The 21,139-nt window shown below is 32.3% G+C and carries 20 protein-coding genes; 12 read left to right on the top strand and 8 right to left on the bottom strand.

Annotation, left to right across the window (positions count from 1 at the left end; all coding sequences use genetic code 11):
* Window positions 1-40: 40 nt before the first annotated feature.
* The 3 genes from OF897_RS13660 (at window position 41) to OF897_RS13650 (ending at window position 2,929) form a co-directional block, all read left to right on the top strand.
* The gene (locus OF897_RS13660; protein WP_267266240.1) at window positions 41-958 is read left to right on the top strand and encodes a helix-turn-helix domain-containing protein; all 918 of its coding nucleotides are present in this window, start codon (window positions 41-43) and stop codon (window positions 956-958) included.
* 98 nt (window positions 959-1,056) lie between these two features.
* Window positions 1,057-1,959, top strand: a complete 903-nt coding sequence (locus OF897_RS13655) for an SDR family oxidoreductase (RefSeq protein ID WP_267266239.1) — start codon at window positions 1,057-1,059, stop codon at window positions 1,957-1,959.
* A gap of 52 nt (window positions 1,960-2,011) precedes the next feature.
* Complete coding sequence (locus OF897_RS13650; protein ID WP_267266238.1) at window positions 2,012-2,929, top strand: helix-turn-helix domain-containing protein; 918 nt, start codon at window positions 2,012-2,014, stop codon at window positions 2,927-2,929.
* Between the two features lies 1 nt (window position 2,930).
* Here OF897_RS13650 and OF897_RS13645 read toward each other — a convergent pair whose 3' ends face one another.
* Window positions 2,931-3,965: a serine hydrolase domain-containing protein gene (locus OF897_RS13645; protein WP_267266237.1), complete on the bottom strand. Its 1,035-nt coding sequence runs from the start codon at window positions 3,963-3,965 to the stop codon at window positions 2,931-2,933.
* 160 nt (window positions 3,966-4,125) lie between these two features.
* Between OF897_RS13645 and OF897_RS13640 the strand changes: the two genes are divergently transcribed.
* The 8 genes from OF897_RS13640 (at window position 4,126) to OF897_RS13605 (ending at window position 11,369) form a co-directional block, all read left to right on the top strand.
* Window positions 4,126-5,313 carry an MFS transporter gene (locus OF897_RS13640; RefSeq protein WP_267266236.1) on the top strand — a complete coding sequence of 396 codons (1,188 nt, stop codon included), beginning with the start codon at window positions 4,126-4,128 and terminating at the stop codon, window positions 5,311-5,313.
* A gap of 24 nt (window positions 5,314-5,337) precedes the next feature.
* A complete protein-coding gene (locus OF897_RS13635) occupies window positions 5,338-6,039 on the top strand; it encodes a DsbA family oxidoreductase (RefSeq protein WP_267266235.1) in 702 nt (233 codons plus the stop codon).
* 14 nt (window positions 6,040-6,053) lie between these two features.
* Complete coding sequence (locus tag OF897_RS13630; RefSeq protein WP_267266234.1) at window positions 6,054-6,641, top strand: 5'-methylthioadenosine/S-adenosylhomocysteine nucleosidase family protein; 588 nt, start codon at window positions 6,054-6,056, stop codon at window positions 6,639-6,641.
* 28 nt (window positions 6,642-6,669) lie between these two features.
* Window positions 6,670-7,602: an NADP-dependent oxidoreductase gene (locus OF897_RS13625; RefSeq protein ID WP_267266233.1), complete on the top strand. Its 933-nt coding sequence runs from the start codon at window positions 6,670-6,672 to the stop codon at window positions 7,600-7,602.
* A gap of 83 nt (window positions 7,603-7,685) precedes the next feature.
* Window positions 7,686-8,918 (top strand): MutS-related protein, encoded by a 1,233-nt coding sequence (locus OF897_RS13620; protein WP_267266232.1) that lies wholly within the window; start codon window positions 7,686-7,688, stop codon window positions 8,916-8,918.
* Between the two features lie 146 nt (window positions 8,919-9,064).
* On the top strand, window positions 9,065-10,090 hold the full coding sequence (locus OF897_RS13615) for a rod shape-determining protein (RefSeq protein ID WP_267266298.1): 1,026 nt from the start codon (window positions 9,065-9,067) through the stop codon (window positions 10,088-10,090).
* 435 nt (window positions 10,091-10,525) lie between these two features.
* Entirely contained in the window at window positions 10,526-11,029 is a 504-nt protein-coding gene (locus OF897_RS13610) for a hypothetical protein (RefSeq protein WP_267266231.1), read from the top strand.
* A gap of 28 nt (window positions 11,030-11,057) precedes the next feature.
* Window positions 11,058-11,369, top strand: a complete 312-nt coding sequence (locus OF897_RS13605) for a hypothetical protein (RefSeq protein WP_267266230.1) — start codon at window positions 11,058-11,060, stop codon at window positions 11,367-11,369.
* Between the two features lie 43 nt (window positions 11,370-11,412).
* Here the strand turns inward: OF897_RS13605 and OF897_RS13600 are convergent, their stop codons facing one another.
* Window positions 11,413-12,444 (bottom strand): threonine aldolase family protein, encoded by a 1,032-nt coding sequence (locus tag OF897_RS13600; RefSeq protein WP_267266229.1) that lies wholly within the window; start codon window positions 12,442-12,444, stop codon window positions 11,413-11,415.
* A gap of 85 nt (window positions 12,445-12,529) precedes the next feature.
* On the opposite strand from OF897_RS13600, the gene OF897_RS13595 reads away from it, so the two are divergent.
* On the top strand, window positions 12,530-13,183 hold the full coding sequence (locus OF897_RS13595) for a metal-dependent transcriptional regulator (protein ID WP_267266228.1): 654 nt from the start codon (window positions 12,530-12,532) through the stop codon (window positions 13,181-13,183).
* A gap of 49 nt (window positions 13,184-13,232) precedes the next feature.
* On the opposite strand, the gene OF897_RS13590 is transcribed toward OF897_RS13595, so the two are convergent.
* The 6 genes from OF897_RS13590 to OF897_RS13565 form a co-directional block, all read right to left on the bottom strand.
* On the bottom strand, window positions 13,233-13,811 hold the full coding sequence (locus tag OF897_RS13590; protein ID WP_267266227.1) for a glutathione peroxidase: 579 nt from the start codon (window positions 13,809-13,811) through the stop codon (window positions 13,233-13,235).
* Window positions 13,812-13,825: 14 nt separating this feature from the next.
* Window positions 13,826-14,488, bottom strand: coding sequence for a histidine kinase (locus OF897_RS13585; RefSeq protein WP_267266226.1), 663 nt, complete (start codon window positions 14,486-14,488; stop codon window positions 13,826-13,828).
* A gap of 116 nt (window positions 14,489-14,604) precedes the next feature.
* Window positions 14,605-15,327, bottom strand: coding sequence for a 3-deoxy-manno-octulosonate cytidylyltransferase (kdsB, locus tag OF897_RS13580; protein WP_267266225.1), 723 nt, complete (start codon window positions 15,325-15,327; stop codon window positions 14,605-14,607).
* A 211-nt stretch (window positions 15,328-15,538) separates the two neighbouring features.
* Window positions 15,539-18,382 carry a VIT domain-containing protein gene (locus OF897_RS13575; RefSeq protein ID WP_267266224.1) on the bottom strand — a complete coding sequence of 948 codons (2,844 nt, stop codon included), beginning with the start codon at window positions 18,380-18,382 and terminating at the stop codon, window positions 15,539-15,541.
* A 26-nt stretch (window positions 18,383-18,408) separates the two neighbouring features.
* A complete protein-coding gene (locus OF897_RS13570; protein ID WP_267266223.1) occupies window positions 18,409-19,749 on the bottom strand; it encodes a trypsin-like peptidase domain-containing protein in 1,341 nt (446 codons plus the stop codon).
* A gap of 88 nt (window positions 19,750-19,837) precedes the next feature.
* Window positions 19,838-21,091 (bottom strand): pyridoxal phosphate-dependent aminotransferase, encoded by a 1,254-nt coding sequence (locus tag OF897_RS13565; RefSeq protein WP_267266222.1) that lies wholly within the window; start codon window positions 21,089-21,091, stop codon window positions 19,838-19,840.
* Window positions 21,092-21,139: the final 48 nt, after the last annotated feature.

Below are 21,139 nucleotides of genomic sequence, written 5' to 3'. Positions count from 1 at the left end.
GTAAAGGCAACAGTTTCTTGCTGTTGCCTTATTTTTAATTATGAATAACAGAAAATTATATTCCGTCAATAGTATCTCTGAGTTTCATAGAATCTCGGGATTGCCAAAACCACAACATCCGCTCATCAGTTTGGTAGATTACAGTTTGGTAGATTATCAGATTGAAGAATCCGAAATCAGCTGGGTTCAGGATTTGTATTTTATGGGTTTTAAAAGGGACATTCAGGGGAAACTTCATTACGGGCAAAGTCAATATGATTTTGATGAAGGGTTGATGTGTTTTATTGCTCCGAGACAGGTGGTGAAAATGATAATCAGCAAGTCTGATGTAAAACCTTCAGGATACCTTCTCGCTTTTCATCCTGATTTTATTTGGAATACTTCTTTGGCAAAAATTATTCACAAATATCCGTTTTTTGGTTATGATGTAAATGAAGCTTTATTTCTTTCGGAAAAGGAAGAAGAAACGTTAATTGGTATTTTTAAAAGTATTGAGCGAGAATACCAATCCGGAATAGATCAGTTTACTCAAAACATCATTATTTCGCAGATAGAAGTAATTCTCAATTATTGTGAAAGATTTTATCAACGACAGTTTATTACAAGAAAGAAAACCAATCATCAGGTTTTAGATAAACTCGAAATTTTGCTTGAAGAATATTTTACCAATGAAAATATCATTAACAACGGACTTCCAACTGCGCAATTAATCGCCGAACAGTTGAATGTTTCGACCAATTATTTAAGCAGCTTGTTAAAATCTCTTACCGGACAAACCACACAGCAACATATCCACGGAAAACTGATTGAAAAAGCAAAAGAAAAACTGTCCACAACCGAACTTTCGGTAAGTGAAATCGCTTATGAACTGGGCTTTGAACATTCACAATCTTTCAGCAAATTATTTAAAGCTAAAACGGATATTTCACCTTTAGAATTCAGGAAGTCTTTCAATTAAAATTTTAAGATTACATTTTTTCAGCTACAACAAATTACTTTTTGGATACAGATTCCGACAGATGAAAACTGAACTTTGTATCATTAAAAATATTCAAAATGAAAGTATTTGTTACAGGCGCTACAGGTTTCGTAGGAACTGCTGTAGTACAGGAATTATTAAAAGCTGGTCACACCGTTTTAGGATTGGCAAGATCAGAAGAATCAGCAAAAAAATTAATTGATGCAGGAGCGGAAGTTCATCATGGAGATTTGAATAATTTCGAAAGCTTAAAATCTGGTGCTGAGATTGCTGATGCAGTGATTCATTTAGGTTTTGTACATGATTTTTTAAGATTTGAAGAAATGTGCAAGCTTGATGGAAAAGTAATTGAAACCATCGGTGAAACGTTGATTGGAATGGATAAACCTTTTCTTATAACTTCAGGAACTGCTTTGTTTTCCAGAGATGGCTTAACCACTGAAAATGATTTGTCGGCAAACAACCTGCATCCCAGAATTGCTACTGAAAATGCAGCCGATGAAATGACAGCGAAAGGTGTGAAAGTTGCGGTGATAAGATTATCGCCATCGGTTCATGGAGAAGGAGATTTAATCGGTTTTGTTCCATTATTAATTAAAATTGCAAGAGAAAAAGGAGTTTCGGCAGTAATTAATGACGGAAATAATCATTGGCCAGCTGTTCATAGATTAGATGCTGCAAAATTATACCGTTTAGCTCTGGAAAAAACATTTGAAAAAGGAACAAGATTCCATGCCGTTGCAGAACAAGGAATTCCATTTAAAGTAATTGCTAAAGAAATTTCAGAAAGATTGAATATTCCTTTAGTTTCGCTGAATTCTGAAGAAGCTACGGAACATTTTTCTTGGTTTACGCACTTTGCGAAATTAGATAATCAAACTTCAAGCGAAATAACAAGAAAAACCTTAGATTGGAATCCGCAACATCCAACTTTGCTTGAAGATCTAAAAGGTTCTGTTTATTTTCCTGAACCTCAATAATTTGTATCTTTAATTATTATTAAAATCTGATTTAATTCTAAAACTCAAAATCATGTCTGACAATCAACCGATAAGACTAAAAACAATATCTGAATTTCATACTTTACGAGGTTTGCCAAAACCAAAACATCCATTAATAAGTGTGATTAATTTTGAAGATATGGCAAAAACTTCAGAAATCGGAAGGCAAAATCTGATGTTTGATTTTTTTATGATTTCCGTAAAACGGGATATGAATCACAAATACAGATACGGTCAACAAGATTATGATTTTGATGAAGGTGTGATGTTTTGTATGGCTCCACATCAGATTTTGAGCGTGATAAGAGAAGAGCAAGGTAAAAATCCTTCCGGATGGATGTTGATGATTCATCCGGATTTTCTTTGGAATACACCTTTGGCTTCATCAATTAAAAAATATGAATTTTTTGATTATTCGGTGAATGAAGCTTTGTTTTTATCTGAAGATGAGGAAATTAAAATTGAACAAATCATCGAAAATATTAAGCAGGAATATCAATCAAATATTGATAAATTTAGTCAGAATATCATTATTTCTCAGTTGGAAACATTACTGAATTATTCCGAACGTTTTTATCAGCGACAATTTATTACCCGCCATAAAGCGCATCATCAGTTTTTAGAAAAGCTTGAAATTTTACTTAATGACTATTTTGAAGGCGAAAATATTATTAAAAATGGCTTGCCAACGGTTCAGTTTTTATCTGAACAACTTAATATGTCGTCACAATATATGCGAAGTTTGCTCAAATCTTTGACCGGACAAACCACACAACAGATTATTCACGAAAAACTGATTGAAAAAGCAAAAGAAAAGCTCTCAACAACCGAACTTTCCGTAAGTGAAATCGCTTATGAACTGGGCTTTGAACATTCGCAGTCATTTAATAAACTATTTAAAGCAAAAACAGATATTTCGCCTTTAGAATTCAGGAAATCTTTTAATTAAATTATTTTACCAATTCACTTTCAAGGATAATATCTTTAATCAGACTTTCAAAATAATAAAATAAATCACTGTTTTCATTCATCTGATTTTCAAGAATAATAATATTCAAATCTGATTTTGGAACATAGATATTGAGTGAAGAAAAACCATCACCTAAACCTGTGTGACCGAAATACTTTATGCCATTAGAATCAACAATTCTGATATTATAACCATAACCCATTTTCTCTTTTCCGAAAACATCATGTTGTGATTTTGCAGATTCTGAAGTCATCAATTGATAAGATTTTGGGCTTAAAATTTTCCCTTTATGAAGTTGATTATTCCAGATAACTAAATCTTGAGCAGTTGTAATAATTCCATCTGCAGGCAAATTTTCTTCATTAATAAAAGAATTTTCGACTTTGGTAAACGTATTATCTTTGTTTATGTAACCGGAAACAAGATTTCGTTTATCATTTTTAGAATAACAGAAAGTATCATTCATTTTAAGCAGTTTGAATAATTCTGTTGCTAATTCACGATACGTTTTCTTGGAAGTTTTCTCTATGATTTTCCCTAAAAGAATATTAGAAAGATTGCCATATTTAAAATCAGTTCCGGGTTTGAAAATTAATGGCTTTTCAACATCAACTATTCCGTGAGTGTGATTCAAAAGTTGATGAACAGTCACAGAATCCGCCCAAGTTTGTTTTAATTCCGGTAAATATTTTTTAATTGGAGTTTGAAGATTAATTTTTCCTTTTTCAACTTGCTTTAAAATTAAAACTGAAGTAATCTGCTTAGAATTTGACATAATTTCAAACTGATTATCCATTTTCAGTGGAGTTTTATTTTGCATATCTGAAAATCCATAAGCTTTAGAATAAACTGTTTTTCCTTTTTTAGAAATTAAAATCACTCCATTAAAAGTTGTCGGTGTTTTAATTTGAATAGTACTGTCGATTTTACTTTGCCAATTATTGCGTGTTTGGGAACAAGCTGTTATACTTAAAGAAAAAATAAGAAAGGCAGAAATTATTTTTTTTGAAATCATTATTTTGTGAATTTTAAAGATTCCAAAGATACCTATTTGAGTGATTATTTAAATCTGAAATATTCATTTTATTTATATCGGGATTCTGAAAAATGGCTTGTTAATCATTATCTTTACCTAAAGTTTTCTCATCAAAGAGATTTTTCAAACTTACATTTTCATGCTCAATTCTACTCAATCAACTATTTCCAGAACGGTAATCTGGTCAATGTCAATTATTTCAGGTCTTGTCGTTGCCAACAATTATTACAATCAGCCGTTGTTAGGACTTATTTCAAAAGATTTAAATGTTACTGAAAGTGCAGCAGGAAAAATCTCTGTTCTAACGCAAATAGGTTACGCTTTCGGATTATTGCTGATTGTTCCGTTGGGAGACAAATTTTTAAGAAAAAGACTGATTTTAATTGACTTGATTTTAGTTTTTGCAGCACTTTTATGGATGACTTTTGCAACAGAATTATGGATGTTTTATGCCGCAAGTTTACTCATCGGAACTACTTCTGTAATTCCTCAGTTATTTGTACCGATTGCTGCAGAATTGTCTTCAGAAAAGGAAAAAGCAGCGAACATCGGATTGGTTGTTTCAGGATTATTACTTGGAATTTTACTGTCTCGTTTTATTGGAGGAATCGTTGGTGAAATGTGGGGTTGGAGATCCATGTTTGGAATTGCAGCGGGATTAATGCTTTTAGTCTGGGTTTTTGTCTATAAAATGCTTCCCGAAATGAAACCCAATTTCAAAGGAACTTATTTAGAACTGATGAATTCTGTTTGGAATCTTGCAAGAACACAACCTGTTTTACAATTGGCATCTTTCCGTGGAGCAATGGCTTTTGGGTCGATGTGTGCTTTGTTTACTACCTTAGTTTTTCATATGGAAAGACCACCTTTTGAAGTCGGAGCTTCTGTTGTAGGAAGTTTTGGTTTAGCAGGCGCAGTCGGAGCTTTAGCTGCTGCAAAAGTTGGTAGTTTACAGAATAGAATGAGCATCAACCGAATTATTTTATATGCTCTTTTAATTTTGATTGGAAGTTGGGGATTTACCTATTTTGCAGGAAATACTTATTGGGGACTTATTGTAGGGGTAATTCTCGTTGATTTAGGTGTACAGTCAAGTCACATAATGAATCAAACCAACTACTTTCTATTGAAAACTAATGCTGTAAACCGTTTAAATACTGTTTATATGGTTTCTTATTTTATCGGTGGTTCATTAGGAACTTACACTGCTTCCGTTGCATGGCAATATGCACAGTGGGACGGGGTTTGCTTTGTGGGAATTACGATGGGATTATTAGCTTTGGGTGCACATATTTTGTTTGCTAGGAAAGTTAATGCCGAAAAATAATTGATACATTTAAATAAAAATAAAATGAAAATAGAAATTTGGTCGGATGTAATGTGTCCGTTTTGTTATATCGGGAAGAAAAATTTTGAACAGGCAATGGAAAATTTGCAGTTCAAAGATGAAATAAAAGTAGAGTGGAAGAGCTTTCAGCTTGATCCAACTTTAGAGCAATCGGAGACAAAAACGACTGCAGAATATTTCAGAGAAAAGAAAGGTTTTCCGGAAGAGCAGGCAAAACAAATGACAAATCAGGTTATTCAGATGGGAAAATCTTCAGGAATTGATTTTAATTTCGAAAAAGCTTTAATTACCAACACTTTTACAGCTCACAAACTTCTTCATTTAGCCAAAAAATATAATAAATCTTCAGAAATGGAGGAGGAATTATTTAAAGCTCACTTTTTAGACGGAAAAAACGTTGGAGACATAAAAACTTTGGTTTCTTTAGCTGTTTCATTGGGAATTGATGCTGAAGAAGTGAAAAATTCTTTGCAATCGGATGAGTTTGATTACGACATCCACCAAGATATTTTAGAAGCAAGAAATAATGGAATTACAGGTGTTCCATTTTTTATTCTGAATGGAAAATATGGAGTCTCAGGAGCTCAACCCGCAGAATTTTTAAAAAACGCTTTGACTCAAACTTACGAAGAAACTGTTGTTCCTTTTAAGGATAATTCTTCTCAAGACAATCTTTCTTGTGATGCAGATGGTTGTTCAATTTAACATAATATAGCTTGATGATTACATTAAATAACGAATTAACATATCCGATTTCAGAAACACTTTTTGTTTTTGCGTTGGATTATGAAGCAGGAAAAGTTTTCGATCACACCAGAAAATTGATTACAGGAATTGGAAAGGTAAATGCAGCAATTGCACTCACAAAAGCAATTCAGGAAAAGAAACCAAAACTGATCGTCAATCTCGGTTCAGCAGGAGGTTACGGTTTCTCAAAAGGAGGCGTAATTTGCTGTACAAAATTTATTCAGAGAGATATGGATGCTCAAGGTTTGGGTTTTAAAAAATTTGAAACTCCTCTTTCGGGAATTCCAATTATTTTGGAAAACGGACTGAAAATGGATAATTTAACAGAAGGAATTTGCGGAACGGGAGACAGTTTTGAGATGAATCACATCAATACTGAATACAACGTCATTGATATGGAAGCGTATTCTTTAGCGTTGATTGCAATGCAGGAAAATATTCCTTTTTTGTGTTTAAAATATATTTCTGACGATGCAGGAAGTGACGCAGCCGACGACTGGTCGGTGCAAGTTCATCTCGCTTCGGAAGCATTTAAGCAGATTTTATTTACAGAAATTTAAAAATTTAAAACCAATCTAAAATCAAAATATGAAAGCAATTATCTTAGAAAATGCAGGTGGAACAGAAAATTTAAAGCTTACAGAAATTGAAAAACCATCGATCAAACAAGGTGAAGTTTTAGTTGAAGTAAAATCTGTAAGCATCAATCCAATAGATGTAAAAACTCGTTCAGGTAAAGGAGCTTTTCAGAAATTAAAATATGAAAATCCGTTGATTTTGGGTTGGGATATTTCTGGAATTATTGTTGAAAGCAATTCTTCAAAATTCAAATTGGATGATGAAGTTTTCGGGATGATTAATTTTCCAGGACATGGAAAAGCATATTCAGAATTCGTTGTTGCTTCTGAAAATCATTTAGCTTTAAAACCAAAAAATATCAATTTTGAAGAAGCTGCAGCGACAACTTTAGCAGCTTTGACGGCTTTACAGGCGATTCAAAAAGCTGAAGTAAAAAAAGGTCAGAATGTTTTAATTCACGCTGCTTCGGGTGGAGTTGGGCATTTCGCTGTTCAGATTGCTAAACATTTGGGAGTTTCAGTAACCGGAACTTCATCTGAAAAAAACAGAGATTTTGTCCTGAATTTAGGAGCCGATCAACATATCGATTATAAAAATTATGATTGGGAAAAATCCGATGAAAAATTTGATTTTATTTTAGATACAATTGGTGGTGAAAATATCGACAATTCTATAAAAGTTTTAAAAGAAAACGGCACAATTATCAGTATTCCAAGTGGTTTGAATGATGATGTGGAAGAAAAAGCAACTTCTGTTAATGCAAAAGGTTTTAAAATGTTAGTTAAGTCTGATGGAAAAGACATGGAAAAACTTGCTGAACTTTTGGAAAAAGGAGTTTTGAAACCTTATATTTATCAGGCTTTTAAGTTTGAAGAAATGGCAAAAGCACACGAAGAATTGGAAAAGGGAAGAACCGTTGGTAAAATTGTGGTTAATTTATAGATTTTAGACGATTTTTTAAGATAATTTTAAAATAGATTTCAGAATTAAATAAATAGTTTTACCATTGAAAATACAGATGAATCATGGAAAATGTTTCTGAAATTGTAGCTCATTTTAATTTCACTCAAACGAGAAAATCAAAGCAATATCTCATTTCATTTTTTAATCAAAAAACTTTCAATAAAAATGAGACACTTTATGTGCAACAAAAGCTGAAGCTATTCTTAGAGAATTTAGAAATTGTTGAACATTATAAAATTAATGAAAGTAAAATTAATGGAATTCAAAAGTTTCTTGATGAGATTGATGTCAGTCATTACAATGTCATTTCAAGCTTAAAGTATCGTGAATATTTCAAGGAAATTAATGCTAATATTTACTTATTAATCGACTTTTTTTATCATTATGGACTTCGTTTGAGAAATTTCAAAGAGAGAGAAATTTGTCCTGAATATTTTAAAGAAATTGAAAAACAAATTGCCTTCATCAATTCATTATCCATCAACGAATATTATAATAAAGACTTAGATTTCAAACAAAGAAAAAATTTCCTGACCATTATAACAACAGAAATCAAAAAGGAAAAGTTTGAATCTTTCTGGGATTTCTTTTATATGTTTGATGTGAATTCAAGTATAGCAAAAGGTATCAAGCATAATAATTTGGTATTTCCACAATTCAACTCTGAAAACAGTTTTATAATTGAAAACTTCTACCATTTAGACCTTAAAAACGCGGTTAAAAACACTTTAAAAGTAGAACATAAAAATACGCTTGTTTTCACGGGAGCCAATATGTCGGGAAAATCTACAGCAATGAAGTCGGTGAGTATCATTGTTTTGTTGGCTCATTTGGGAATTGCTGTTCCTGCAGATTATTGCGATATTCCTTTTTATGACACTATTTTTATGTATTTTTCGGTGAATGACAACCTCAAAGAAGGTTATAGTCATTTTGCTCAAGAAATTATGAATGTGAAGAATGTTTTATTAGAACTAAAATCAAAAAACTGTTTTGTTGTTTTTGACGAAATTTTTATCGGAACTAATATTAATGACGCTGCACAAATTACAGTCGATACTGTAAATGGTTTGTCCAAATTTCAAAATTCTTTATTTATTTTTTCAACACATTTAAATTTGATTGAAAATTATTTGGCTCAAAATAAAAATGTTTTGCTTTTGAATTTAGAATGTTTTTTAGAGAATAATGAATTATCATTTACATACCAATTAAAAGAAGGTTGGTCTAAACTTGAAATAGGTAAAATTCTTTTTGAAAAGTACGGCTTGAGTGATTTGTTAATGCAAAACTAAATTTGGAATACTATTTAAGAGTTTCAAGTTTTTCAGTAGAAATTTTGTCTCTCTATTTTAACTTATGTTTAACTTCTGAGGCAGGTTATTTTGGGAAGTATTTGAGAGTTTTAGCCGTACATTTATCAACTATAAATTAATGAATGATGGGGATACTTGATATGTTTACGGAGGAGATTGCAATAGACTTGGGAACTGCAAATACTTTGATTATACACAATAATAAAATCGTTGTCGACGAGCCGTCTATAGTTGCTATCGACCGTTTATCGGGTAAAGCAATTGCTGTAGGAACACAGGCAAAACTGATGCAGGGTAAAGCTCATGAAGACATTAAAGTGATAAGACCGCTTAAAGATGGTGTCATTGCAGATTTCCATGCCTCAGAACATATGATAAAAGAATTTATCAAACAGATTACTGAAATAAAAGGGAAATTTATAAAACCTGCACTTAGAATCGTAATTTGTATTCCATCTGGGATTACTGAAGTTGAAAAAAGAGCGGTGAGAGATTCTGCCCAAAAAGTAAATGCAAAGGAGGTAATATTAATTTATGAACCAATGGCAGCGGCTATTGGCGCAGGTATTGATGTTGAAAGCCCTGAAGGAAATATGATTGTTGATATTGGAGGGGGTACAACTGAAATAGCAGTTATTGCATTAGGCGGAATTGTTGTAGATAAATCTATAAAATTGGCGGGAGATGTTTTTACGAATGATATTTCGTACTTTATCAGATCACAGCATAATTTGGACATCGGTGAAAGAACAGCTGAAAGAATTAAAATCGAAATTGGCTCTGCTTTAGAGGAATTAGATTTTCCTTTAGATGATATTTCTGTTCAGGGAAAAGATTTAATTACTGGTAAACCGAAAGAAATTATGGTTAGTTATAAGGAAGTTTTCAGAGCCTTAGACAAATCTATTATGAGAATTGAGGACGCAATTTTGGAAACGCTTTCCGTTACACCGCCAGAACTTGCAACCGATATTTATAAAACAGGAATTTTTCTTGCAGGAGGTGGCGCATTGCTTAACGGATTGTCTGAGAGAATTCACAGAAAAACCGGGTTACCTGTATTTGTTGCAGAAGATCCTTTGCGAGCGGTAGTTCGTGGAACTGGCATTGCGCTTAAAAATAATCATAAGTTTAGATTTCTGATGAAATAAAATCTTCAGATAGATCAAAAACTTTCTACAACTATTTTATTTAAAAGAAATGTTTATTCATCAAAACTTCACAGACTCAAAATCAACAACTAACTAATTGTATAGCAGATTACTAAAGTCTACATTCCTTCAAATTGCAAAGTTGGAAAAATATTCAATTTAACATAATATAAATTATAGGACTTTTTTATAATCCGGAATAAGGAGAGTGTTGCAGAGAATGTTTAGCATAATAATTGTTACTAAATTATTCAACTAGATTAAAATCAATTTTAAATACTGATTTAGTTTAGTCGAATAATAATTTTAAATTTCCTTTTAAATTGAAAACTATTCAATGAAGAAGTTTTAACTGATTCTCAGCGATTAGGAATTATTTTATAAATGGAAACTTGATCTATAAATAATTATAAAATTTAACATAATATTGAAATTATGAAAAAGTATATTTTTCTCAGTGCATTTTCTGTTTTGTTAATGAACTGTAACAAAAAAACTGAAATAGTAAATCCTGTAACAACCACAGATTCTGTAGAAACTCCCGGTGAACCAAATGTAGACTCTTTGGGTTCTAAAACATTATGTTATTTAGGCGTTACCGGAAAAGACAGTGTTTTTGTAAGTCTGGATGATAATCTGGGAACTTTTTCCGGGAAAATGGCGTATAAAAATCATGAAAAAGACAGTTCAAAAGGTGAATTATCCGGCTTTAAATCTGGTGATACCTTAAAATTAACTTATGAATTTGCTTCTGAAGGAACAACAAGCAAAAGAGATATTTTCTTTATTCAGAAAGGAAATACTTTGATTGAAGGGATTGGAAATCAGAAAGATGAAAACGGAAGAATGCATTACGCAGACGAAAAAAATATTTCTTACAAAGACGGTCAAAAATTGCAAACTGTAGATTGTAAAGTCGTTTCAAATGCGTTAAAATAAAATTCAATGATAATTAAACCAAATATTTATGCAAAATTTTAATGTAAAACCATTCACAAAAAATGAACTTATTGAAGAACTAAGAAAAAAATTTCCACAATATAAAATTCAAACCAGTTTTGGAGCATTACAAGTTCGTACCAGTGGTTTTACCCTTACCGGAAATGTCAAAATCGACACAAACCCAGATACAGGAAAAATTACAACGACGACACAGCTTGACTCTATGCCTTTCTTAATTATAATGTTCCCGATTGGACTTTACGTTCTTGCGAAAAAACAGAAAATTAAAGATTTTGAAAACGAAATTATCGAAGGTATAAAAGCTTCAATGAACTAGATATTTTAGATAGAAAAGCAACTCATTTGAGTTGCTTTTTAAATTATAATTCACTATTAAAAGTTTTAATAAATTCTTCAACGGCTTTATCCTGAGTATTCCAGGAAGTTATTAAACGAATTGCTGAGGAATTTTCATCAATATTTTTCCAAACATAGAATTCAAATTTTTCAGCTAAAACTTCAATCATTTTATTACTCAAAATCGGGAAAATCTGATTGGTATAAGTTTCAGATAAAAACGGTACTCCCCTTTCAGATAAAGCATTTTTAATTTTCATCGCTTGTTGATTGGCATTTTTAGCTAAATCAAAATACAGATCATTCTGCATCAATTCCAAAAACTGTATTCCCAAAAGTCTTCCTTTTGCCAGCAACGCTCCTTTTTGTTTAATATTAAACGCAAAATCCTGCTGTAAATCTATATTGTTGATGATAATTGCTTCACCCAATAAAGCTCCATTTTTAGTTCCTCCCAAATAAAAAATATCAGTTAGTTTCGCAATATCTTGTAATGTTAAATCACTAATTTCAGAGGTTAAGGCGTGACCCAATCTCGCTCCGTCCATAAAAAGATAAAGATTATTTTCCTTGCAGAATATTGAAAGATTTTCCAGTTCTTTTTTAGAATAAATTGTTCCCAATTCGGTCGAATTTGAAATATAAACCAGCTTTGGCATTACCTGATGCGGAACATTTTTATGACTTTCCAAAACAGGAATAATATCTGAAGGATTCAGTTTTCCGTCTTCTTTTTCTATGCTTAAAACTTTATGTCCCGTTGCTTCAATTGCCCCGGTTTCATTATTTAAAATATGTCCTGTTGCTGCAGAAATTACACATTGATAAGGTCTTAAAATCGAAGAAATAACAATCAGGTTTGCCTGAGTTCCTCCCGAAACAAAATATACTTCAGAATCACGATTTTCAATTTTATTTTTAATTAAAATTTTTGCTTTTTGAGAATATTCGTCTTCACCATATCCGGCTTGCTGATCGAGATTATTTCGAAGAAGAGATTCTAAAATCTGAGGATGACACCCTTCGGAATAGTCGTTTTTAAAAGAAAATTTCATAGTGTAAAATTAAAAAATCTTAAAATAACAAGACTAAAATTTAAAAAATATTTTGTTAGATTTGTATTGAAAATCATCTAACATTTTGAAAACAACATTAACAGAAGAAAATTATCTGAAAGCTTTGTTTCATGTAGTTGACCATGAAGGAAAAGTGACGATTAACGAACTGAGCAAATTTTTGAATGTAAAAATGCCCAGCGTTAATAACATGATGAAAAAATTCGCAGAGAAAAACTGGGTAATTTATGAAACCTACAAACCACTCAAAGTTACCGAAAAAGGCAGACGTGAAGCAGCTTTGGTTGTAAGAAAACACCGTTTAACAGAAATGTTTTTGGTTAAAAAAATGAACTTCGGTTGGGAAAATGTACACGAAATTGCAGAACAATTGGAACATGTACATTCAAACGTTTTCTTCGATAAAATGGATGAAATTCTAGACTATCCTAAATTTGATCCACACGGTGAACCTATTCCTGATAAAGACGGAAATATTATTTCGCAGGATTTACAAAAATTAAGCAATTGCAAAGTTGGAGAAACTGTAATTTTTGCTTCTGTCACTTTATCTGATGATGCTTTTCTGAATTATCTTACTGAAAGAAATCTTCTTTTAAATACTAAAATCAAGATTCTTAAAATTGAAGATTTCGACAGATCTGTCACAATAGAAATTTCAGGAAAAACTGAGGTTCTCAGCAAAAAAGCAACAGAGAAAATTTTGGTGAAGCATTAAAATAAAAAAAGCGGATTAAAAAATCCGCTTTAAAAATATCATTTAATAATTATTTCAAATACTTAGTAATTGCCTCATCAGTTGGCTTCACTTTACTTACAAAGCTGTCGATTAATTTACCGTTTTCATCAACTAAAAACTTTGTAAAATTCCACTGAATTTCTGTGTCTTTTACGCCATTTAAGCTTTTTTCTGAAAGATATTTGAAAACTGGAGCTGTATCGTCACCTTTTACAGAAACTTTAGCAGCTAAGGGAAAAGTAACCCCATAATTTTTCTGACAAAAAGCACCGATTTCCACGTTTGTTCCAGGTTCTTGTCCGCCAAAGTTATTTGCAGGAAATCCAATAACGACCAATTTGTCTTTATATTCATTCGACAACTTTTCTAAATCTGCATATTGCGGTGTGAATCCGCATTCTGATGCTGTATTGACAATAAGGATTTTCTTACCTTTATAATCTGCAAAATTGATTGTTTTACCTTCTTCGAGACCATCTACTTTGTAATCGTATATTGTTTTTGACATAACTTGTTTGGTTTTTACTTTAGAAACTTCACTTTTTTTCTGAGCGCAACTATTAGAAAATGCGACAAAAGAAATTAGGACTATAAAAAACTTCTTCATTTCGAATATTTATTTTAAAATTTAAAACTGTTTGCAGGAAATACTTTATTAATTTCTGCTTTATTGATAAGCATCACGTAATCGCCATCTTTTTTAGCGCTCGATGATTCTAATCGGAATGGCATCATCAAATTTCCTACCTTTTTGTAATCTGAATATGTTAAAGTTTCCTCTTTTTTAATTTCCTTTAAAAGCATGAACGATTTTGTGTCGAAATAATAATAGTTTTTATTGACATTTTTTGTCAGTTCAACTTTATGACAGTAGATCTCTCCTACTTTTTCTTTTCCTAAATATTTGGCTTCAAAACCTTTATTCTCCCAATCAATAAAGTCGTTATCGAAACTTTCAGGAATATATTCTTTGTATTCCTGCAGTTTATTGGTTGCATAATTCATTGCATAACCTTTAGACCCGTCGTAACCTTCAATAGCAGTATCTTTTCCGCCGATTGTAATTACGGTTTTGGTTAAATTTGGTCTTTGCTGATATATTTTAATAGGATATTCATCTTTAATTCCTAAAATTACTTTCCCCTGAAGTAATACTGAATTTAAAAGTTTCCAATTGGTTAATCCTCCCGATAATTCTATGTTTTTGTCGATAATTTCTTTAGCAGTCTGAGCGAAAGATAATTGTGAAATAATCAGAACGAAAACGATGAGTAATTTCTTCATTAAATCAATTTATAAAATCAAATATAAGCCTTTCTTGTCTAATGTAACAATGTTGCAGTTTAACAGTGTAACAAACTGTTGCAATTCTGTAACATATATTTTCTAAAAATGGTTCTTTAGATAAGCTTTCTAGCTTTTTCCAAATCTTCCGGTGTATCAATTCCAACGCCGATAAAATTGGTTTCAATTAATTTAATTTTCATCCCATATTCCAGATAACGGATACATTCTATTTTTTCTGAAATTTCTAAAGGTTTCATTTCTAGTTTTGAAAATTGAAGCAGAGCATGTTTTCTGAAAGCATAAACTCCGATATGTTTAAAATAATCAACATCATAAGAAATCTCTCTATGAAACGGAATCACAGAACGGCTAAAATATAACGCAAAACCATTATTATCTGTAATTACTTTTACGTTATTCGGGTTTTCAATTTCTTCTTTTTCGTGAAGTTTTATTTTTAATGAAGCTAAAGAAATTTCCTGATTTTCATCAGCCTTGAAGACTTCAATTAATTGTTTTAAAGGTTCTAATTTTAAAAATGGTTCGTCGCCCTGAACGTTGATAACAATATCACAGTCGATATTTTGAACAGCTTCTGCAATTCGATCGCTTCCTGTTTCGTGTTGACCTGTCATTACAGCTTTTCCGCCATGATTTTGAATTTCATTAAAGATCAATTCAGAATCTGTTGCTACAAAAACTTCATCGAAAAGTCCGGTTTCCACAACGTTTTGATACGTCGTGGTAATGACTGTTTTTTTACCCAAAATCTGCATCAGTTTTGCGGGAAAACGACTGGCTTCGTAACGTGCAGGAATAACAGCGATAATTTTCATTATATTAATTTCTTTTTTTTAATTAATTTTGGTTGTTCAACTTCGAATCTCACGCAGCCCGACTTGAACGGAGCTCTTTTTGCCGCAACGAAGTGAAGGCGAAAAAGCGGGAGTGGAAGGCGAAATAGCTGCCCAAACAATTCTATTCAAAACAGTGAACAGAAATAAAAATTGCCGAAGTAGAAACCTTCGGCAATTTATGTGATTTTTCTTAAAACTCAAATTCTCCAATCAGAATTTTGCTGTCACTCTCTCGTTTATTCTCTTTTTTGCTTTGAAAAACGGCAATCTTTCTTTCCTGTCTTCCATCTGAATAATAAAGATACACTTCCGCCATCACAGTTGTTGGTCCTGAAAGAATATTCTGTCTCTCACCAAAGAAATTGGTTTTAATTTTATACTTTCCTTTAACCGCTTTTTTCAGCAAAAACTGTTCTGGCCCAAAACCTTGTGTAAAATCGTTGCTCAGCCTTCCGCCAATCTGTGTTGATTTGTGACCATAAGAACAATCTTCACCACGAGGATCTGTCACCCAAAGATCAATGTCGGTATTGTCTTTGTTCCAATTGATCACCACACGAATATCCACAGGCAAATCTGCTTTCAGGCGGTCATCAATTTTGCTTCCGTCAACATTTTTATTTTGCTTTAAAATATTGTTGATTTCCATAATCAGGATTTCCTCAATTCCGTTATCTCGCATAGAAATTTCATCTGTGAACTCCTGATACAGCAGAGATTTGTAAATATTTAAAGCTTCCTGCGGCTTTTTATTATCAATCAAAGCCAAGGCATAATCTCTGTGGCTTTGCGCGTCAAAAGGTCGCCATTCAAGAATTTTCTGTGTAATCCAAAGTTCTTTATCGTAATGACCACGTTGTTTTAAAAGATAATAAATCGTTTTATATAATTCTTCATTTTCCAAATCAAGTTCAGCCAATGTACTCAAAACCTTTAATGAAAGTGCTTTATCTCCTTTTTTGAAAAGCAATTTAGAAATATCAAAATAATAAGAAACCTGCTTTTCATGTTTTGAACGGTTTTCCAGATATTTCTGATAGATTACATCCGCAGACTGTAAATTCTGAAAATCTTTCATGTATTCTGCAGTGCTTTCTACATCGACTAAAGTTATTTTTCCTTTTGGTTTAGATTCTCTTTCTTCCATTTTATCCGACCTGGAAACTTCCATTGCAACTTTTGCTGAAGAATTATATCCTACAACAACTACCTCTTCAAGTCTTTGATTGTTTACAGTATCTCTTACAGATTGATTTGAAATTTTTGGATATTCCTTTTTTTCTACAGGTTTAAATTCTGTGTTCCACCATGTTTTTAATTCTCTTGTTTTGTCAAAAGCTTTAGATAAAAGATTTTTTCTCTGTTCTAAAACTCGACCTTTATTTTGTGAAACAATTCTCTGATAATCAGCTAACAATTCCTGTGGCGGCGTAATTTTGTAACGCACATAGTCATTAATATCATCCAGAACAATTAAGCTTGTATTTTTGCTTACAACGCCGAATTGTTCACTGATATTTTTAATTTCCTGACGGTTTTGGGTAGAATTTAATTCCAATTCATTGATTTTTCTTTGCGCCCAAAACTGAGCAATCTGCCAATTTTCCAACTGTTGAGCACTTGAAAAATCGACAGGTGTTTCAAATTTTTCACTTCCGACTGAAAAGACTGCGGTTAATTTTCCTGCATTTCCAGACGTAATTCCAAAAATATTGACAGGCTCACTGATTACCGAACCGATATTCGGAAATAATTCCTGCATATTTGGATTTTCTTTAAATCCTAAAAAGCGAACGGGTAATCTTTTGTAAATTTTTAAAGCTGATTGAGCATCCAGTTCATTTAAATTAATGAAATTTCCACCGGATTGATTTGCCAATAATTTAAGCAAATTAAAATCTGAAGTCGGTGTACTTGAAATGCTGTTTAAAGGCTTTTTAAATTTCATCGTTAAATCTCCAAAATTGGAAATTCCGTCTGAAAACAAAAGATATTCCTCTACTCCATTGATTTCTTTTAAAGCTCCGAAATCTGTTCCGCCGTCGTATTTTAAATTTAAAATTCTGTTTTTAAGTTCATTCCAGTTTCCCTGAGAAATATTGAATTCTTCAGCTTTGTCAAAGGTATTATTCAACAAAGAAAAAGAAACGGAAACGTTCTTGTTGTCTGCGAAATAAGCATCTAAAAACTGTAATTCTTTATCTCTGTTTCGTTTCGAACCACTGTAAGAATTATCCCAAATAATGGCAATTTTCTGAGATTTTGGTTTTTCTTTTACCGGAAAATCCAATCCTACATTTGCGGCAAAATAAAATTTGTCTCCTGAAGCTTTCTGCAAAACAACATTCGATGAATTTTTATTTTTTGGAATGGTTACTTTTAAACTTTCATTGGGTCTAAAATCAGTTTTATTGATTTCTGCAATCCATTGATTTCCTTGTTTCTGAAAAGCAAAACTTCCATCAGGATTTTCTAATATTTTAGGAATATTTGTTGTTTCACTAATCCAAACCTTTAGATTAAACTTCGGAATTGTCGTTGCATTCGCAAAGCTTAAAAAATACTGATAATCCGAAGCGAAATTTTTCAAATCCTGATGATAAGTAATTTGAATGGTTCGGCTTCCGTTTTGTGGTAACGGATAAATTCTCGTTCTGAAATTATTTCCTTCTACCTTTTCAATGATTCCCGGGTCAACATTTCTTCTTTCAATACTTTCAAAAACTTCTTTAGCTCTTTCTTTTGGAACAGGAACTGCATTTCTGAGTTTTCCATTAATATCTAAAGCATAACCACTTACAGAAACACCTTCCGGAAGTGGAAAAGTGAGTTTTCCTTCTAAAATTCTGTTACTTGGATTATAAAAAGTATACGTTGCTGTTGTGGTTGCAAGATTTCCTAAAATTTTGGTGTCAATTTTAGCTTCCTGAAGAATAACGGGATGTTTTTTTTCATTACCAACTTCCAATGTTGGAATTTGAGCAAATGCAACACTGAAAGCGAGTGTTGTCATTAGACTAATAATTTTTTTCATCTTATATTTTGGTTTTGTTAGTATAACTATTCTACTATATCTATCTTTTGAGTCGATAAGCCGCCATAGACCGTATAGATTTTTTTGGCAATGATTCCAAAATTGTAGCCCTGTACCTGTTCAACACCGCTAAAATTCACCGCAATCAATTGCCCGCAATTATTAAAAATCGGTGAACCGCTTGCTCCGTGAGTTGAAGTTACGCTGTACTGAATTTTTGTTCCGTCTGATTCTTTACTGATTTGCCCGTCATACAACTGTACTTTAATTCCAGAAATGGTCTGCGCTAAATCTTCTCCCAAAGGATAACCAATCATCACCGCTTTTTCACCGGGGCGTAAAGTCTGGTCATCGGTTACAGCATTATCAAGATTGATGATATTTACAACTGTATTTGGAGTTTCTTTTGTGGTTAACTGTAAAACTCCCAAATCGACAGACTGGTCTTCAGAAATTTTTTCAATAGTACAAGGCAACCATTCTTCGGCAGAATTATGTAAAGCGATAGAAATATCTACCGTTTTCATATATACTTCGATTTCGTCTTCCGAAACATAATCTTTCTGAGGAATTGAAGCAGCAATGTCTTCAGAACTTGCAACAGTATCTACAGCTGAATCGTTTGAATCTACAAACTCTTCACCATCACCTTCTTCAGTGTCTCCCTCATGATATCCACCTTCTTCATGATAATCTGACGATGCATTACCCCAATTGGAAGCAATAAAAGTTTCGTAACCATCTTCTGAAATATCTGTGGTAAGAATTGATGCGATTTTTCTTCGGATATTCGACGTATCCGTATTGATTTTATCAAGATTTTCTGGCGAATTCCAAGGTTGAAGAACGTGACTGTTGGAAATCATATTTCCTTTTTTATCAACAAAAAATGCCGTTCCAAAAAGCGTTTCTTCTGATGCTTCAGGAATATTCAACTGAATTTCTTTTCCTTTAATTTTAGCAAAAAAAGCATATCTGTGCTTTACCATTACAACAGCATCTTTATAAGCATCGTAAATTTTGGTATCTGTATCTAAACAAACATTTTCAACGATGGGCTCAACCTGATGGTCTTTGTAATATTTATATCCAAAATAAGAAGCTCCACCTAAAAGAATGATTCCTCCCAAACTGAAAAACGCAATCTTATAAGGATTTTTTTTCTTTTTTTCTGTTACTGTTAAAGTTTCTTTTGGTTGTGGTTCTAAAGGTTGTTCCTGAGTTTGATTTGTAGGATTTTCAGAAATTATATTTTCTGTTTCAGGATTTTGCTGTTCTGAAAAATCCTCAGAAGGCGAATTATTGTTTTGCTGTGACTGATTCTGATCCAACTCTTCATGGTTGGATTCATTTTTTTCATGATCCATTTGTGTTAAATTATTAATGATTTATAATAAAAAAGTTGATTCTTACAATAAGAATCAACTTGGTATAAATTTAGAAAAAAAAATTAAATTATTTCAAATTATTTAGAGCATTCTCTAATTTAGGCATCATTACCTCAATTTCAGTGATATCTAAACCTCCAACAGAAGCTCTGAACCATGGCTCAGATTTAGCCTCACCAAATGCTGAGAAAGGAACTAAAGCAACTCCTGCTTCATTGATTAAATAGAAAACTAAGTCTGAAGAATTTTCAATTATAGTTCCGTCAGGTTTTGTTTTTCCGATATAATCTAATTTGATTGTTAAATAAAGCGCTCCCATTGGTTCGATACTTTCAACTGCCAAACCTTTGGCTTTTAAATCTTGAATTCCGTTATGAAGAACTTTTAGACTTGCTTCTAATTTACCTTTAAAATCATTAATAAATGAATTCACATTATCAGCATTTTGGAAATATTTTGCCGTGGCTTCCTGCTCCGGTTTTGGTGCCCAAGCTCCAACGTGAGTCAGTAAAGCTTTCATTTTATCAATCACATTAGAAGGACCAAATCCCCATCCTACACGCACTCCTGTAGCTGCAAGACATTTAGAAATCCCCTCGATATAAATAGTAAATTCTCTCATTTCTGGGAAAAGAGAAACCGGATCAACGTGTTTTGCACCGAAAGTAAGATTAGAATAAATCTGATCGTACATTAAATATAACGGCTTTTCGTCTGTGCCTCTCTTACTGTTTTCTTCCAAAATCATTTCACAGATTTCTCTCAACTGAGCTTCTGTGAACATGGTTCCTGTAGGATTTAACGGCGAACAAAGCGCTAAAAGGACAACTCCGCTTAAGTGAGGTCTTAAATCATCAGCAGTTGGTAAGAAATTGTTTTCCGGAGTAGTCTTAACTTCAACAGCATCTGCAGAAGTAAGATATGCATAATGATTATTGTTCCAAGACGGTGTAGGATAAATTACTTTATCACCTTCGTCAACAATTACCTTATAAACGGCATAAATCAACGGTCTTGAACCTGCTGTAATTAAAATATCATTCGCTGAATAATCTAAATTCCATCTTGTTTTTAAGTCTTTTGAAACTTCATTTCTCAAAGACAATAATCCGTTTGCTGGCGGATAATTGGTTAAATTATTCTGGTACGCTTTCTGAATTTCTTCTTTTAATTCTGCAGGAATCGGGTAAAGATTAGAATTCAAATCACCAATCGTAAGATTAGCAATCTCTGCTCCTTTCGCCTTTAAATCATTTACTTCATTACCAATTTTTACAATTTCAGAACCAATGAGGTTCGCTGCTAATTTTGAAACTTTCACTTTTATTTACTTTTAATATATTATTTTTTAGGTTGCAGGAATTAGGCT

Source organism: Chryseobacterium formosum (assembly GCF_026460885.1).
Classification (GTDB): Bacteria; Bacteroidota; Bacteroidia; order Flavobacteriales; family Weeksellaceae; genus Chryseobacterium; species Chryseobacterium formosus.
Note: the sequence above shows the minus strand (reverse complement) of the source record. Positions and strands in the feature narration are given on the sequence as shown.